This window comes from Nonomuraea mesophila (assembly GCF_004352805.1).
GTDB classification, from domain to species: Bacteria; Actinomycetota; Actinomycetes; order Streptosporangiales; family Streptosporangiaceae; genus Nonomuraea; species Nonomuraea longispora.
In genome coordinates, this window is record NZ_SMLD01000022.1 from 63,683 (window position 1) to 79,223 (window position 15,541).

The following is a 15,541-nucleotide window of genomic DNA, read 5'->3' on the forward strand; positions in this document are numbered from 1 at the left end:
CATGCCGCCCCGGGGGGCGTACCGGGCCGTGATCTGCGACCTCGACGGCACCGTTTATCGAGCGGGTCGGCCGCTACCGGGAGCCGTCGAGGCCTTGGGGCGGATGCGCGCGGCGAACGTGCCGGTTCTCTTCGTCTCCAACAACCCGACCCGCTCCTCGGCAGCCTATGCCGAACGACTGCGGACACTGGGCGTGGCTGCGGCGCCGGAAGACGTGCTGACCTCTGGTGGCGTGGTCATCGATTGGCTCTTGGCCGAGGCGGCGGGCGCACAGGTCCTGTTGATCGGCGAGTCAAGCCTGCACGCCGAATTCGCCGGGCACGGCATCGGTCTCGTCGACAGCGGCCGCGACGCGGATGTGGTCGTGGCCTCGTTCGACCGTACGTTCCACTATCGCAAGTGGATGGAGGCGTTCCGCGCGCTGCGGGCCGGAGCCCGCTTCGTGGCCACGAACCCCGACCCGACCTGTCCCGTCGACGACGGAGAGGTGCCGGACTGCGGGGGAATCATCGCCGCTCTCGAGGTCACCGTCGGCCGCCAGGTCGAGGTCGTCGTGGGCAAGCCGTCGGCCATGATGGCGCACGCCGCACTCGATCGGCTGCAAGCCGCCGCTCATGAGGTGCTCGTCGTCGGAGACCGGCTCGACACAGACGTTCGCCTGGGCACGCGCAACGGCCTGGACACAGCACTCGTCCTGACCGGTGTGACCGATCCGACCGACCTTCACACGGCACCGGACCAGCCGACCTTCGTCCTCAGCGACCTCGCGGCGCTGCCGTCCCTGGTGGGGCTCCCCGGCCCGGAGGCCGGCTGACCCGCCGCTGAGACCCAGGGCGGGCCGGCCGGGATGGGCACAGGGTTCGGGTCCGGATGGCACGTGCACCGGCATGACATTTCTTGAAGTACGACCGACTTTCGGTCAGCGGGATTTCCCGTGCCGACCGGCGCCCAGGGACGCTTGCGCGAGGCCCTCGCAAAAACCGGCGCCTGCGTATACGCCACCGTGGCGGCGGCTCACTACTATTCCGCCATGACTTTCGAACCCGTGTTTTACGCCTTTATGGCGCTGATCGTCGCCGCGTTCGTGTGCCTTCCTCTGATGATTGTGCTGGGGACCATTCCTGCCGCGTTGCTCTCCGCCCCGCCCAACCGCCACGCATTCATCAGCCGGAGATTCGTCGTCCTGGGACTGTTCGCGTCGTTCGCGGGCGTTTGCTTGATGGGGCTCGGCGCGTGGCTGGCGCGTGAGGACTTACGCTACGGCGTTCTCGAGTCCTCTAGGGCGCTGCTGATCGCCCTCACAGGTGCGGGTCTGCTCGCCGCCGGTCTGGGCCCGCTGCCTTCGTGGCTGCTGGAGGCTCTCGGCCCGTTCGCGGAACGGTTGTCGCCGCCCTTCCGCCTGGCCGTCCGCGATCTGGCCCATCGTCGCGCCCACGCTGTGCTCGCGATCACGCTGACCATGATGGCAACGGCTTCCGGCCTCGCGCTGACCGTCATCGCGGTCGGGGAAACGACGCAGAGCAGGGCCCAATACCTTCCCCTGGGCAGGCCCGGCAGCTTGTTGGTCCTGCCGAGCCCCGCGTACTCAGGGCCCTTCCCGGCCGCGGACGCGGCCACCGTACGAGCGGCGATGGAGCGGGAACTGCCCGGCGTGCCGATCGCCCAGAGCGAGGCCGTTCCGGAGGCAGGCCGGCATTTTCGTGCCATGGCCGAGCAGGTCGGAATGCCGGAGGATGCCGTCTATGGGGATCAGGCCATCGGTGACGAGAAGCTGCTGCGATACCTCACAGGCGATCGATCGACGCCGTACGACGAGAGTACGGTCGTGGTGATCACGTCAGCCGACGTGCGGGTCGACTCGGTGGTGCTGCACTACGAGCACCACGCGAACGACGAAACCATCCAGACCAAGACCGTTCAGGCAGTTGTCGCCAGGGCTTCCGACCCGCACATGGAAACCATCTTCGTCCCCTCGACAATCGTCCGGGATCTCGGCTATCCACTCCGACCCAGCGAGCTGATCGTCGACCCCACCCTCCATCGCGTCACAGCCCAGGAGCAGCAACGCCTCGACGATCGGCTGGACGACGCGGTCGCGAAGATCCACGTCGAACGGGGCTTCGAGGCTTCGATCGGGTGGCTGCCCGTCGCCGCGGCGGCGTTCCTCGCCGCCCTCGCGTGCGCGCTGATGTCCGGCTTCGGCAAGGCCGCGAACGCACGCCAGGCCCGGGTCGTGAGGCGGGCAAGTAGCGGATCGGCTGCTGCCTTCCGGTGGTTCCGCGCCTCCCGCGCCGGCATGAGCGCCCTGTGCGGGACAGTCCTCGGTGCCGTCATCGGGTGTCCGGCCGGGATGTCACTGCGATGGCCGCTGACGATGTCCACCACGTGGGACGAGCCGGCACGGGTACCGTTCGAGACGCCCTGGCCGGCGATCACAGCCGTCGTGGGTGGACTTCCCCTCCTCGCCGCGGCTCTCGGCTGGCTCTTCGCCCGCGAGCAAGCGCCCAGTGATCGTCCGGGCCGTCACGACGCGGGTGATCCTGGTAGAACAGCAGGCGTAGATCCCGGTTCCTGACGGATTGATGCTGATGGCCAATCTGTCCAGGACGCGGTTGCGCAACGGCCCTGGGCAGGCGACGTCAGGAGATGCAGTGACCCCCAACCCGCGCCATGGCGTCGAGGCGATCCCGCTACCCGACGGCACGTCGGCCTGGCTGGTCACCGGCTACGAGGAGGCCCGGCAGGCGCTGTCGGACCAGCGTCTGTCCAAGGTGCTCAAGGCTGAGGAACTCGGCCTGACGCCGGAGCTCACCAGCGCGATGTTACGCATGATGATGTTCCTCGACCCTCCGGACCACACGCGCCTGCGCCGGCTGGTCTCGTCCGCGTTCACCGCCCGCCGCGTCGAGGCGCTGCGCCCGCGCATCGAGCAGATCACCGCCGGTCTGCTCGAAGCGATGGCCGCCCACAAGACGGTCGATCTGATCGAGACGTTCGCCTACCCGCTGCCCCTCCAGGTCATCTGCGAGCTGCTGGGTGTGCCGGCCGAGGACCGGGTCGAGTTCCGCGAGTGGTCCGCTGTCGTGGCCGCCGGTCCGGCCCGGCACCACGAGATGCCCGAGGTGCTGGCGAGCGTGCTGGCGCGCATCCGGGCCCTGCTGGCCGACCGGGCCGCACAACCCGGCGACGACCTGCTGAGCGCCCTGCTCGCCGTGCGTGAGGACGGCGACCGGCTGTCCGAGGACGAGCTGACGTCGATGGTGTTCATGCTGCTCGTGGCCGGCCATGAAACCACGGTCAACCTGATCGGCAACGGGACGTTCCTGCTGCTGGAGGAGCGGGGCCGATGGAGTCGGCTACGCGCCGAGCCCGAGCTGCTGCCGGCCGCCGTCGAGGAGTTCATCCGGTACGAGCCGCCGGTCGCGAGGACGACGCAGCGAACCGCCACCACGGCGATCGAGCTCGGCGGCCAGTCCATTCCCGCCGGCTCCCGGGTGGTGGTCAGCCTGGCGGAGGCCAACCGTGACGGGGCCCGCTTCGCGCACGCCGGCGAGGTGCGGCTGGACCGTGCGCAGAACCCGCACCTGGGTTTCGGACACGGCCTCCACTACTGCCTCGGCGCGCCGCTGGCCCGCCTGCAGGCGCAGATCGCCTTCACCGCGCTGATGACGCGCTTCCCCCGGCTGGAGCTGGACGTGCCGGCCGACCAGGTCGGCCGGCGATCCGACTTCCAGCGTGGCGTGACCCGGCTGCCCGTCCGGCTTCTCGGCAGCGATCACTGAACAACCGTGATCCATCCGCCCGCGAACGGATGCGGCGTGGCCGAATCCGGACAGCGGCGAACGGGCTTCTTGGCAGGGGCAGGGGGCGGAGGTACGTTCGCGTCGACCATCGGCGCGAGGCGGGAGCGTGGATCATGTCCGGACCGACGACTGCTTATACCGTGTACCTAGGGTGGGCCGAGGATCACCGGGAGTGGGTCGACACGCTCACAACGCTGCAGAAACAGCCGGAGGGATTCTCCTTCACCGTGGCCAACCCGCGGCCGGGCCTGTCGTACACCTACGACAAAGACACCTACCTGCACCGAACCAGGAAGGCGGAACTGGCAGCCGCGCAGAAGCACTACGACAACACCTACAAAGCCCTTAGGGACAAGTACGAGGCCGGCTTGGCCGACTACCTGGCCATCGGCGAGGAGTTCCTCAAGGACGTCACCGATCCAGTGAAACCGGCGAAATACAAGCGCGCCCTCATGATCGACGCGCAACGGCACGGCCATCTCATGCACAACGCGGCGGTCCTGTGGCTGGAGGCCCATCCCACGGCCAAGCTGGACGGCTACCAGGACTACGAGGAACTGCTCAAGACCCTGTGGGTAGGCGACCTGCGCGAGGCGCACCCCGAGTGGATCGCGGGCAAGCCCACCAAGCGGCAACAGCAGCTCCTGCTGTACTGCCTGGGCCGCGACGATCTGGGCACCGTACCCTTGTGGAACGATCCACCTCTGGCCGACGTGCGCAAGAAGTCACATGTCACGCTGGGCAAGGTCATCCTCAGCGCCGGCGCGCCCACGCTTCCGGTGCAGCGGCTGCACCCGTCGTACTGGGGTCTCTTCCTGGTCTCCCCGCTGCACGGCAAGGACCGCGGGTTCTATGAGCCCGAGCCCGGCGACGTGGACGACCGCTGGATCCAGCGGCTGTCGAAGGACCTGCGCATGGAGTCCAGGAGGTTCCGGCACGAGGACTCGAAGTTCCAGGTGTACGAGGTCGTCCCCAGGCCGGTCGAGGATCCGACCTTCTGCTCGACCGGCGTCTACCTGCACCGGTCCAATGCCCACGGCCGGGACGACTTCCTCACCGTCGTCCCCGACAAGGCGGTGGAGGGGCAGACGCCCCTGGTGTTCTGCACCAAAGGAGTCGGCGCCGACCCCGACCACATCGGCTCGCCCACCGCTCGCGTCCTCACCCATGTCGGGAGAATGCGAGCACGTTTCGGTGAGACGACCACCACCGACTTCCCCTTCGCCTACCCCGGCTCGCAGGACACCGGCACGGACACGGCGGGAAGCTGGCGCAACATAGGCTTCTGCAACGCGTACGGCGGGGACGAGATCGCCATCGCGGACTTCCTCAACTTCGCCGTGATGTACGAGAAGGCCGCCGCGCACGCGCTGACCGCGAAGACACACGGCTTCGTACGGCCGATCGCGCTCGTCGAGATCAGCAACCTGCCGCGCAACCTCGATCGTATGCCCGACCTGCGCAAGGCGACCTCGGGGAGTTCCCCGGCCATCGGCTACCCGGCGCAGATCGTCACCTGCTCGCCGGTGGAGACGAGCCTGCGCATCTACAAGCAGGGCCACGACCAGGACTACGTCTACTACAACCTCGACCTCGAACTCGCGGAATGGGAGCGGTGTTACACGAACCTCGTCCTGCCCCCGGGGGTGGTCGAGTCCGTCGAGGAGGACATCAAAGCCCTCGACGCCGACATCCGCGCATACGCGAAGCTGCAGGGACTCGTCGAGCTGGAGGAGGGCCTGCCCGACCGGCTCCGTTCGCTGCAGCGGCGCATGCTCCTCGCGTACAAGATCATGTGGCAGGCCCTCTTGAGCTGGTGGGTCTTCCTCGACAACCGCTGGGCCAGCGACACCTACACCGGCTCCTTCTCCGGCCGGAACTTCAACTCCGGCCCCCGCGACTCCAACGAGTGGGGCCCGCTCGATCGCCCCAGCGAGGACCAGACGCCCGGCAAGGGCGGCGAAGGGCAGTTGTGCCTGCACATCGACCTGAGCAACCTCGGAAACCTGTGCGCCCTCAAGGGCGAGCTCCAAACCATGCTCGAACTCATCGGCCCGGACATGGACGCGGAGACCAGGTACGAGGGCAAGTGGATCTGGAAGGACTGCCGGCTCTACTCGTTCTCGGTCGCCCTCGCCCAGATCCTCGGCCGCGCCAAGAGCAGACTCGACTCCGACATCTGGCCGGCGGCGCAGAAGGTCGCCGAGGAGGAGCGCGCCGAGCAGATCGCCCAAGCCCTGATAGAAGGGCTCAAGGCCGACACGGAGACCGTGCTGCAGGACGGGACCAAGGGCAAGGGCGTGCCGCCGTACGCCGCTCTCCTGCCGTGGCGGTGAGGGATTCGTGACGAGCGGGGCCGGCTAGCGGTGGGGGCGCCGGCCCAGCTTGTCCGTCCAGCCGAACTCCTCGAAGGTCACCCGCGCCGTGTCCTCGCCCTTCTCCACCACCGCGTACTCCAGCAGCTCGGCGGTGTCCTCGTTGATGACGAGCTGGAACTCGGTCCCGTCGCCGCTCTTGACCGCCAGGCCGACCCCCTTACGCCCTGCGGTGTCCTCGACCTGGCCGCTTGAGGTGATGCCGGGCTGGTCGGCGAGGATCCGGAAGAGAGCCGCCCGGGTGCCGGGAGTGGTCGGCGCGGTCATCAGATCGACGCCGGTCTGCCACAAATAGACGTCGAACTCCTTGCCGGGGCCCGGCAGCTCGGCGAAGCGGGCGCGCAGGCGGCCGGCCAGCGCCTTCTTCGACCTGGGCAGGTCGCCGACGTTCTGCATGGTGATGTCCATGTTGGAGATCGACAGCGGCCGCGGGAGGTCGTCGTCGACGCTCCTGGGTTTGTCCTCCAGCAACTTCGGCGCGCCCTCCTTCTTCCACGTGGCCTCGTCCTGTGGTGTGGGGAAGACGACCTCGCGGTCCTCGCTCTTCACGCGGTGGGTGCCGCCCGCCCGCTTCGGCCGCCACCGCTCCTCCGACTCGACGACGTACGCCCTGTACGGCGGCCCGTCGGGGTAGATGCTCTTGCGCAGCCGCGCCAGCTTCTTGTTGTACTTCTCGTTGATGGCCACCAGCTCGTCGTCCTTCGCGCCGGTCCTGTCGACCTCCGCCTGCTCCTGGCGCTGGAGCTCGCGCACCCCGGTCCAGAACTTCTCCGGCCAGTGGAAGGTGGGATGCGTCGTACGCTGGCGGACGTACCAGTAGTGGCCGGACGCGGCGGGCTCGCGCAGCGCGGTGTCCGCGGCGGCGAGCAGGAAGGACCGGGCGTCGACCCGCGTGGCGGCCGGCGACGCCCCTGTGCCGCCGGTCGTGCCGCTCGGGGTGCTCTCCGCCGCCACCGGCGGGGTTCTGCCGGCGGGCGCGCCGGACAACACGCCCGTGGAGACGACGACCGCGCCGGCCGCGACCGCGGCGACCGTGCCGGTGGCCAGGAGGAACATCGGACGGCGGGCCATGAAAGCTCTCCATGCGGGTGTCGGGTTGCGGGTGCTGGAAAACGTCCGGGCGAGGTCCTCGCGACGGCGCCGCCGGTAGCTCTCCTCGGTCAGTTCGTCCAGCTCGTCGGGCTTGAGCCGGGCGAACATACGATCGGTCATGTCTTCCCCCTACGGGTGGGTCCTGCTGCGGACGTCAGCTCTCCTCGGCGAACCGGGTCCCTCGCACCGGTCGTCGCGCGGCTCCCGCTTCCTGGTGCAGCCTGCCGGTGAGCCGTTTGCGCGCCCGGTGCAGCCGGACGTTGAACGCCCGTACCGAGCAGCCCACGACCGTCGCCGCCTGATCGGGCGTCAGGCCGTACCAGGTGGCCAGGATCATCGCCTCCACGTCCTTCTCGGGAAGGGCGCGCAGGGCGGAGATGGCCTGCTCCCGGTCCACCACGTGCTCGGCGACGTCCCAGGCGACGTGCTCCCGCTCACTGGTCAGCGCGGCGATCCGCTCCACCAGGCCGGTGCGCCGGTGGCGCACCTCACGGTGCTTGGCGAGTTTGTTGCGGGCCACGCCGAGCAGCCACGGCAGCACCTGCTCGGGCAGGTCGTCGAGCCGGCGCCAGGCCACGAGGAACGTCTCGCTGCACACGTCCTCGGCCACGTTCTGCTCGACCCGGAGCAGCACGTAGCCCAGCACGTTCCGGTAGTACCGGTCGTACAGCATGGTGAATCGCTCTTCGGGATCGTCCACACCCAGTAGTCCCGCCGGCCGCCTGTCGATTACCACCCGACCCAAACTTTCTCACCCGTCCGGGCCCGCGCTCGATCTTGCTGGAGGAGACCGTCGTCTAGTGGTCGGCGACCGTGATCTTCACCCGGACGGAGCCGTCGTTGTCGCGCAGGCAGCCGTCGGCGTCGTTGACGCGCAGTTGCAGGAAGCCCGACTCGCGCGCCTCGATCAGAGCCCTGCGGCCGACCCTGTAGTGGTCGCCGTTGATCTTCGCGATCATCGAGCCGTGAGGGTGCCTGCTGAGGACCTTGCACGGCTGGTAGATCCTGCGGTCGATGTGCCTCGGGTATCCGGCCGAGGACACGTAGGGGAACTTGCGGTGGTCGACCGTCCATCGGCCGGTGACGTAGCGGATCCGTACCCTGTCACCGGGTTCGACGTACACGCCCGCGTGCTGCCAGCCGCGCTCGGCGCTGATCCATTTGCTTTTGCCGTAGTGCGACGTGGCCGAGGCGGGCGAGGCGCCGGCGAGGACGCAGCCGCCGGCGGTGAGCGTGGCGAGGAACAGGGTGGCCAGCTTCGATCGCATTCGTGGATGCCCTTCCGGGTCTCATTTTTTTATGTGTGCCGTACGTGTGGATTAGATAGCGCCTCCGGGAGATAGGTTCGCGATTCTCTCGAACTTTTTTATTCTGCACGTATGACGATTAATTGCTTTCATCGTACGGGTGCCGAAAATCGATTAAGGCCGTCGTTGAACCCTGTCGGTCAGGGCCCGGGCGAACAGGTCGGGGCGCTGCAGAGGAATGCCGTGGCCGCATCCCGGCACGGAGGTCATCCGGCTGCCGGGAAGGGATTCGTGGAGGTCGCGGGCGGAATCGTGCAGCAGCTTCCGTTCCCGCTCCCCCACCATCACCAGGGCCGGTTCCGTGAAGCCCGCCCAGCCGGCGGGGACGGTGAAACGGAGGTTCTCGCCGACACTGGCGAGCAGATTCTCACGGCTCATGCGGGCGCTGTCGCGAACGTAGTCGGGCAGCAGCTCGTCCGGGATGAACAGCTGCTTCGCCTGGAGCCGCGCGAACCACCGTCGCCGCGCGAGCGGCGCGGTCGCGGCGAGCAGCCCCAAGGTCGTACGGGCGAAGCGGAGGGGTCTGGCCTGCGCGCTGACGACGACGGCGCCGGTGACGAGGTCGGGCCGGGTCGCGGCGAGCAGCACGGCCAGCTGCGCTCCTAACGAGAACCCCGCGACCAGCGCGCCGCCCGGTGCGCGTTCCTCCAGCATTCCGGCCACGGCTCGCGCGGTCTCCTCGTGCGACCGGTACGTCTCGTCCGCGCTGCGGCCGTGGCCGGGCAGGTCGGGAACGATCACTCGTACCGTCGCCGGGAGGCGCTCCAGCGTCGGACGCCACATCCATCCCGCGACCCCTCCGCCGTGCAGCAGCAGAATGGTGGAAGGAGCGTCCGCGTCACCCGTTTCGTAGACATACACGCCCGCATCCTTTCAGCGGTCCGGCGGCGTGACGCCGGCCCGGCCGCGGGATGTCAAGAACGCTTCGGCGGCTCCGACCTGTCCGTGACCGCCGGTTCGTACGGCATTCCAGAAGGAGCGGACATGTCACGCAACATCGAGACCGTCACCACCTACCTCGACGGTTTCCGTAAGAACGATCACGAGCAGATCCTGTCCTGCCTGACCGACGACATCGAGTGGACCGTCTTCGGCGCCTTCCACCTGACCGGCAAGGAGGCCTACGACAAGGCCATCGACGGACCGCCCGAGCTCGTCGACCCTCCGCACCTGGAGGTGGTGCGCATGGTCGAGCAGGGCGATGTGGTGATGGCGGAGCTCAACGGGACGGTGAAGCGGGTCGCGGGCGGCGAAATGCGCATGTCGATGGCGGAGGTGTTCGTCATGCGCGACGGCAGGATCGCCGAGCGTCGTGCCTGGGTCGTCGAGCTGAAGGAGAACGACCACCGCTGACGCAGAGGGGGGCCGGGCCACTGCGGGCCCGACCCCCCTTCTACGCGAACGTGAAGTGCCGGTCGGTCAGGTGGTGCTGCGGGCCGAGGCGGCCCAGGTGTTGCACGACGCGGGAGAGCCGCTGTTGTAGCCGCGGGTCATCCACCTGGCCTGGGTCGGGCCCCTGCCGTGGTCGTTGTGCCGCCAGGCCTTGTGCCCGTTATTACGGAACCAGTTCACGGTGTAGTCCCACTGCCGGTCCGAGAAGTCCCGCCCGTCCCTCAGGGTCCTCATGAAGGCGCCGGAGAAGCACTCGGCCTGCAGTTCGGACCTGCGGGAGAGCGCGAGGCGCTGCGAGCTGCCGGCCCTGTTACGGGCCGTCCAGTAGTAGCTCCAGATCTTGGAGACCTGCTGCACGTGGTGGCCGTACTCGTGGGCCATGAGGCGCGCGATCCCCAGCGGGAACGGCTGGCGCAGCTGCTTGCGGGTGATCAGCATGTACATCGTGCGGTTGGCGGAGCAGTAGTAGCCGTCGGCACCGGCGCTCCACTTGCCGCAGGGCGTGTTGACCTTCCTGGTGATGATGCGCAGCCGCGGCTTGGAGAAGGGCATCCGTGCCTTGCGGAACTGCGAGCCCCACGCCTTGTTCAGGCAGTTGGTCACGCGCGTCAGGAACCGCTTGTACGCTGCCGTGCTCCCGGACGGCAGCGAGCCGGGCCGGCAGTTCACGTCGGTGAGACGGCCGGTTCGGTAGATGCGGTTCTTGGTGGCCAGCGACTTGTTCGCGAGGGCACTCGCGCCCTGCGTGCCGGCCGCGCCCCCCGGAGCAGCCTGCTGGACCTGGTTGACGGGTACCACCGATGCCGAGGCGGCGTTGGGCAGGACGAACACCTGCGAGGTCGCGGCCACCGTGAGCGTCAATCCGGCAGCCGCGAGCGCCGCGAATCTGTGAGAAACGTTCATAATCCTCCCAAGATTAGGTCAAGATCATGCATTATGGGCTGAAATCCGGTTAATTACCTGCGAGCATTGCGCGCCGCAGGCGGCCGACTTCGGTCCGCTTTCAGCGGGTGACCAGCGCATACACGGTCGCCGGCGCCCTTCTGCACACCTGCGAAGCGCCCCGGACCTCGTGGCCGCCGGCGCGCGGGGCCGGGCCGTTGGCGAGCTCAGGTCGGGGCGGAGCGGTGCTTGCGGCTGCATGGCGAAGGATGACGGGAGATTTGCCCTGGTTCTGCGTTACGGGCGACGCGGGTCACCCGTCGCCGCCGGTTGTCCCCCGTGCGAGCTACAGGCCAATGTCCACCGTGCGGGGACGCAGAGGGACCTCTCGGATCCGTAGCGTTACCGACGTGACCGCGGCATTCGGAGCCGCTCGCTCAACTCGCTCTCCTCGGAGGACCTCATGCTCGGCAAGTTCAAGGCACCCGTTCTGGCCGCACTGTGCACCACCGTGCTCGGCATGGGCGTCGCCGGTTGCAACGGGGACTCCCTGGACTCCATGGACAACTGGGACCCCTTGGCGGGCACCGAGCAGAAGATCGAAGCCGACCTGTTCTCCGGGACCAAGAAGATCAAGGTCGGCGGCAAGAAGGTGAACGTGTCCTGCTCGGGTGAGGCTGAGGACGGCAAGCCGGTCATCGTGCTCATGCACGGCGGCGGCGACGACCTGACCAAGATGGCCGCCCTGCAGAAGACGCTCAGCGCGAAGAACCGGGTCTGCTCCTACGACCGGCTCGGCGCCGGCGCCAGCGACAAGCCCACCGGCCAGCAGGACTTCGCGAGCACCGGCAAGGTCCTCACCGGGGTGCTCGGCCAGGTCGCCGGCGACCACCCGGTCGTGCTGGCCGGCCACTCGCTCGGCGGCATCATCGCCGCCCGCTACGCCCCCGACCACCAGGACCGCGTCAAGGGCCTGGTCCTTCTGGACGCCACCCCCTCCACCATGGGCGCCGACATCGCCCGGGTGATCCCCAAGTCGGCCAAGGGCCCGGCGGCCCAGATGCGCGGCCAGCAGCTCGCCGTCTTCGCCGGCCAGAACCCCGAGCAGCTCGTCGTCGCCGACGGCGAGGTCCGTTCCGCAGGCAGGATTCCGGTAGAGGTGATCAAGCACGGTCAGCCGTACCTCGCCGCCATCCCCACCTACGGCAAGCAGCTGGAGAAGGCGTGGAGCGCCGGCCAGCGCAAGTGGCTGGACCTCTCCACCAACAGCAACCTCAGCACCGCCGCCAGGAGCGGCCACTACATCTACACCGACCAGCCCGACGTCGCCGTCAAGGCCATCGAGAAGGTCGCCGCCCAGGCCGCGGGCTGAACACCGCCCGCCGCTCCCGTCAGCCCACGAGGGTGACGACGGCGAGTATGGCGATCAGGGCGCTGGAGGCCAGCGCGGTGACGAGCCGCCCCCGGCTGCCGGTCAGCGTCCTCCCGAGCAGCGTGCCCCCACCGGCCAGCAGCAGTTGCCAGCTCGCCGACGCGACGAAGGCGGCGAGCACGAACACCGCCTGCTCAGGAGGCTCCGTCACCGTCCGGGTGCCGAGGACGAGCGCGGTGAAGTAGATCACCGTCATGGGGTTCAGCAGGGTCAGCCCCAGCAATGCCAGGAAGGCCCGGAACGGACCGGGCGCGGCCGGGTCGATCGATGAGACCGCCCGCCGACCGGCGTGCCGGCTGATCGCCGTGACGGCGCCGTGAACGGCCAGGGCGATCAGGACCACGGCGGACGCCGGCCGCAGGAAGAACATGATCGGCTCGATGAGGCCCGTGAGCGCGGAGCCGCCGACGACCGCGACCAGCGCGTAGAGCCCGTCCGCGGTCGCCACCCCCAGCGCGGCGCAGACGCCGATCCTCAGGGAGGTCCTGGCGGTGAGGGCCACGAGGTACGTCGCGACGGCTCCCACGGGAATGGCGATGCCAAATCCGGCGAGCAGCCCCGCGACCAGGGCGGCCGTCACGACGGGGCGGGAATCGGCCTCCACGGTCGGCACGGCTGCCGCTGTCGGTCACCCGGCCGGCCGGCGGGAGACGACGAGGGCGGCGTAAGACGGAACGTGGTCATGACGGACAGGTATAGGCGCGGCGCACCCGGCCTGTCGACCGAATTTCGCGCAGCCGCGTCAGGTCTCGACACGCCCGACGAGGCGCCCCGATGCCACGCTGAGCCGACGGCCGTCGCGCCATGACCACGCAGCCCACCCAGCGTCCGACGGCCATCGCCTCTGCGGATCCCAGAAACGACTCCTCTGCCCGCGCCGGCGGAGGTGCGTTCCGCGGCGTTCCGGGCTCTCGCCACGGTGCCGGAGGTGCAGCGGGTGGGCACGGTCGAGGACGGGGAGGAGCTGATGGTTCCCGACGGTGAGCGGGAGATCAGGCTGGTCGTCGATCCCGAGACCTCCCGGGTGGTCCGCGCCAACCTGCTCCCCACAGCCGGCGGAGGCGTCGCCGGCGCCAACCACGGGCACTTCATCAAGCTGACCACCGAGTGGACCGACGACTTCCCCGGCGGAACGACCGGCGTAGCGGCACCGCACTGACGACGCGGCCTCGAGCATCCGTCGCGTACGCCCGAGACGTGCCGTGCGATTCAGCCTCGGGTCACTGCCGGGTCGAAGCACGCAGCGCCTCGGCGATCCACGCGAACGCCTCGGCATCGTCCTCGCCCGTGCTGGGCGGGGTGCCGTTGATCAGCTCCACCAGGGACAGGTATCTGCCGTGGGTGGCGTCGTAGCGCTCCTCCTCCTGGGAGTCCTCGCGCCGCAGCTGCTCGACCAGCAGGAAGGCCCTGGCCAGCCGCTCACGTTGCTCGGTCGTGGACTGCTCCCCCATGGCCCCGGCGGCGGCGCCCGCCATGCGGACGACCAGCTCGCGCGCCCGTGGCGAGTCCGGCGCCAGCCCCGAACGGTACGCGGCCACGACCTCCTCCCCGATCCTGGCGCCGTCCTCGTGGATGAAGTCCCACACCGGCGCGGCGGCCAGGCTGCTCCCGGGGAAGGTGCCGTACGCGTCCTGGAGGTAGGAGCGGACCGCGGCGCGGAACCGCTGGTCCTGGACCAGGTCGGCCAGCTCGATCCAGGCTTCGAGCTGGGCGGCGGTGGGGTCCTCCGGCAAGCTCGGCCGCATCGTGCTCAGGCGTTCGACGAAACCGTCCGGCACCTCGAGCCCTTCGCCGACCTCGTTCCAGAAGTCGTCGACGAGCCGCTCGCGTTCGTCGTCGGGCATCGACACGAGCTTGTGCATCAGCGCCGCCTGCGCGGCCGTGCCGCCCTGCTTGACCAGGGTCCGCAGCACGGCCCTCCTGGCCCGCAGGTCGCGCTCCTGACGCTCGACCAGCTCCAGGTGCGTCGCGAGAAGATCGTGCAGGGACGTCTCACCGTCGAGCAGCCTGCGGATGTCGTCCAGCGCGGCGTCCAGGTCGCGCAGGGTGCGGACGAGCTCCAGCCGCGCGATGGCGCGGACGTCGTAGAGGCGGTAGCCCGCCTCGCTCACACGTGTGGGGTCGATGACGCCGGCGTCGGAGTAGTAGCGGATGGCGCTGACGCTCAGCCCGGTCCGTCTGGCCACGTCCCCGATGGGGTACAGCTCGTTGTCGTCCATGCCGCCACTATGGAGTCTCAAGCGGCTTGAGACTCAAGGGGCCGAAGCGCGAAGGGCCGCCGCGATCCACGCGAAGGGCACGACCTCCTGGTCCGGGCCGGACGTCCCGTTGATCACGGACACCAGCGTCAGGTACCTGCCGTGGGTGAGGTCGAACCGGGACCCGGTGTCGTCGTCCTCCTCACGCAGGAGCACGTCGATCTCGTCGAACTTCGCGGCCATCTCCCGCCGGAACGAGGCGGTGGCCTGGCGGTCGTCGAGCGCGGCGGTCGCGTCCACGAGGCGTACGGCCAGCTCGCGCGAACGTGGCGCGTCCGCGGGCAGCCCCGAACGGTACGCGGCCATGATGTCCCCCATGATCGTCATTCCCGTCCCGTAGATGAAGTCCTGCACCGGCGTGGCGGCCATGAGCCGTCCCGGGAACGTGGTGAAGGTATCCTGGAGGTAGGAGCGGACCGCGCCTCGGAACTCCGGGTCCTGGACCAGGTCGGCCAGCTCGATCCAGGCTTCGAGCTGGGCGGCGGTGGGGTCCTCCGGCAAGCTCGGCCGCATCTCCCGCAGCCGCCCGACGAAGTCGGGGTTGACGTCGAGACCGTCGCTGACGTCGTCCCAGAAGTCGTCGACGAGCCGCTCGCGTTCGTCGTCGGGCATCGACACGAGCTTGTGCATCAATGCCGCCTGCGCGGCCGTGCCGCCCTGCTTGACCAGGGTCCGCAGCACGGCCCTCCTGGCCCGCAGGTCGCGCTCCTGACGCTCGACCAGCTCCAGGTGCGTCGCGAGAAGATCGTGCAGGGACGTCTCACCGCCGAGCAGCCTGCGGATGTCGTCCAGCGCGGCGTCCAGGTCGCGCAGGGTGCGGACGAGCTCCAGCCGCGCGATGGCGCGGACGTCGAACAGCCGGTGGCCGGCCTCGGTGACGTGGGTGGGGTCGATGACGCCGGCGTCGGAGTAGTAGCGGATGGCGCTGACGCTCAGCCCGGTCCGTCTGGCCACGTCCCCGATGGGGTACAGCTCGTTGTCGTCCATGCCGCCACTATGG

15 protein-coding genes are annotated in these 15,541 nt (G+C 69.1%); 7 read left to right on the forward strand and 8 right to left on the reverse strand.

Annotated elements, in window-relative coordinates; translation table 11 throughout:
- Window positions 1-28 precede the first annotated feature (28 nt).
- The 4 genes from E1295_RS11640 to E1295_RS11655 all read left to right on the forward strand — a co-directional run bounded on the left by E1295_RS11640 (window position 29) and on the right by E1295_RS11655 (window position 6,139).
- Window positions 29-814 (forward strand): HAD-IIA family hydrolase, encoded by a 786-nt coding sequence (locus tag E1295_RS11640; protein ID WP_220448664.1) that lies wholly within the window; start codon window positions 29-31, stop codon window positions 812-814.
- 216 nt (window positions 815-1,030) lie between these two features.
- Window positions 1,031-2,575 (forward strand): hypothetical protein, encoded by a 1,545-nt coding sequence (locus E1295_RS11645; RefSeq protein ID WP_132630262.1) that lies wholly within the window; start codon window positions 1,031-1,033, stop codon window positions 2,573-2,575.
- Between the two features lie 76 nt (window positions 2,576-2,651).
- On the forward strand, window positions 2,652-3,782 hold the full coding sequence (locus E1295_RS11650) for a cytochrome P450 family protein (protein WP_181957975.1): 1,131 nt from the start codon (window positions 2,652-2,654) through the stop codon (window positions 3,780-3,782).
- Between the two features lie 161 nt (window positions 3,783-3,943).
- Window positions 3,944-6,139: a hypothetical protein gene (locus tag E1295_RS11655; protein ID WP_132630263.1), complete on the forward strand. Its 2,196-nt coding sequence runs from the start codon at window positions 3,944-3,946 to the stop codon at window positions 6,137-6,139.
- Between the two features lie 24 nt (window positions 6,140-6,163).
- Here the strand turns inward: E1295_RS11655 and E1295_RS11660 are convergent, their stop codons facing one another.
- The 4 genes from E1295_RS11660 to E1295_RS11675 form a co-directional block, all read right to left on the reverse strand.
- Window positions 6,164-7,390, reverse strand: coding sequence for a hypothetical protein (locus E1295_RS11660; RefSeq protein WP_132630264.1), 1,227 nt, complete (start codon window positions 7,388-7,390; stop codon window positions 6,164-6,166).
- Window positions 7,391-7,424: 34 nt separating this feature from the next.
- Entirely contained in the window at window positions 7,425-7,970 is a 546-nt protein-coding gene (locus E1295_RS11665) for an RNA polymerase sigma factor (protein WP_132630265.1), read from the reverse strand.
- A 97-nt stretch (window positions 7,971-8,067) separates the two neighbouring features.
- Window positions 8,068-8,538 carry a hypothetical protein gene (locus E1295_RS11670; RefSeq protein ID WP_132630266.1) on the reverse strand — a complete coding sequence of 157 codons (471 nt, stop codon included), beginning with the start codon at window positions 8,536-8,538 and terminating at the stop codon, window positions 8,068-8,070.
- 153 nt (window positions 8,539-8,691) lie between these two features.
- Window positions 8,692-9,438 (reverse strand): alpha/beta fold hydrolase, encoded by a 747-nt coding sequence (locus E1295_RS11675; RefSeq protein ID WP_132630267.1) that lies wholly within the window; start codon window positions 9,436-9,438, stop codon window positions 8,692-8,694.
- A 123-nt stretch (window positions 9,439-9,561) separates the two neighbouring features.
- Here E1295_RS11675 and E1295_RS11680 point away from each other — a divergent pair, with 123 nt between their 5' ends.
- Window positions 9,562-9,930: a nuclear transport factor 2 family protein gene (locus E1295_RS11680; protein ID WP_132630268.1), complete on the forward strand. Its 369-nt coding sequence runs from the start codon at window positions 9,562-9,564 to the stop codon at window positions 9,928-9,930.
- 66 nt (window positions 9,931-9,996) lie between these two features.
- Here E1295_RS11680 and E1295_RS11685 read toward each other — a convergent pair whose 3' ends face one another.
- Window positions 9,997-10,872: a neutral zinc metallopeptidase gene (locus E1295_RS11685; protein WP_132630269.1), complete on the reverse strand. Its 876-nt coding sequence runs from the start codon at window positions 10,870-10,872 to the stop codon at window positions 9,997-9,999.
- A 442-nt stretch (window positions 10,873-11,314) separates the two neighbouring features.
- Between E1295_RS11685 and E1295_RS11690 the strand changes: the two genes are divergently transcribed.
- Window positions 11,315-12,223: an alpha/beta fold hydrolase gene (locus E1295_RS11690; RefSeq protein WP_132630270.1), complete on the forward strand. Its 909-nt coding sequence runs from the start codon at window positions 11,315-11,317 to the stop codon at window positions 12,221-12,223.
- Between the two features lie 19 nt (window positions 12,224-12,242).
- On the opposite strand, the gene E1295_RS11695 is transcribed toward E1295_RS11690, so the two are convergent.
- The gene (locus E1295_RS11695) at window positions 12,243-12,896 is read right to left on the reverse strand and encodes a LysE family transporter (RefSeq protein ID WP_220448665.1); all 654 of its coding nucleotides are present in this window, start codon (window positions 12,894-12,896) and stop codon (window positions 12,243-12,245) included.
- Between the two features lie 273 nt (window positions 12,897-13,169).
- On the opposite strand from E1295_RS11695, the gene E1295_RS11700 reads away from it, so the two are divergent.
- On the forward strand, window positions 13,170-13,442 hold the full coding sequence (locus E1295_RS11700) for a hypothetical protein (protein WP_132630271.1): 273 nt from the start codon (window positions 13,170-13,172) through the stop codon (window positions 13,440-13,442).
- Between the two features lie 61 nt (window positions 13,443-13,503).
- On the opposite strand, the gene E1295_RS11705 is transcribed toward E1295_RS11700, so the two are convergent.
- Together E1295_RS11705 and E1295_RS11710 are read right to left on the reverse strand one after the other, a co-directional pair.
- Entirely contained in the window at window positions 13,504-14,502 is a 999-nt protein-coding gene (locus E1295_RS11705; RefSeq protein ID WP_132630272.1) for a MerR family transcriptional regulator, read from the reverse strand.
- Between the two features lie 33 nt (window positions 14,503-14,535).
- A partial coding sequence (locus E1295_RS11710; RefSeq protein WP_342775860.1) for a MerR family transcriptional regulator occupies window positions 14,536-15,541 on the reverse strand: 1,006 nt, incomplete at its 5' end.

Excerpts from the sequence above, each read along its gene's own strand:
- E1295_RS11680 (WP_132630268.1), top strand. The coding sequence starts at position 9,562 with ATGTCACGCAACATCGAGACCGTCACCACCTACCTCGACGGTTTCCGT.
- E1295_RS11685 (WP_132630269.1), bottom strand. The coding sequence starts at position 10,872 with ATGAACGTTTCTCACAGATTCGCGGCGCTCGCGGCTGCCGGATTGACG.
- E1295_RS11705 (WP_132630272.1), bottom strand. The coding sequence starts at position 14,502 with ATGGACGACAACGAGCTGTACCCCATCGGGGACGTGGCCAGACGGACC.
- E1295_RS11670 (WP_132630266.1), bottom strand. The coding sequence starts at position 8,538 with ATGCGATCGAAGCTGGCCACCCTGTTCCTCGCCACGCTCACCGCCGGC.
- E1295_RS11645 (WP_132630262.1), top strand. The coding sequence starts at position 1,031 with ATGACTTTCGAACCCGTGTTTTACGCCTTTATGGCGCTGATCGTCGCC.
- E1295_RS11690 (WP_132630270.1), top strand. The coding sequence starts at position 11,315 with ATGCTCGGCAAGTTCAAGGCACCCGTTCTGGCCGCACTGTGCACCACC.
- E1295_RS11660 (WP_132630264.1), bottom strand. The coding sequence starts at position 7,390 with ATGACCGATCGTATGTTCGCCCGGCTCAAGCCCGACGAGCTGGACGAA.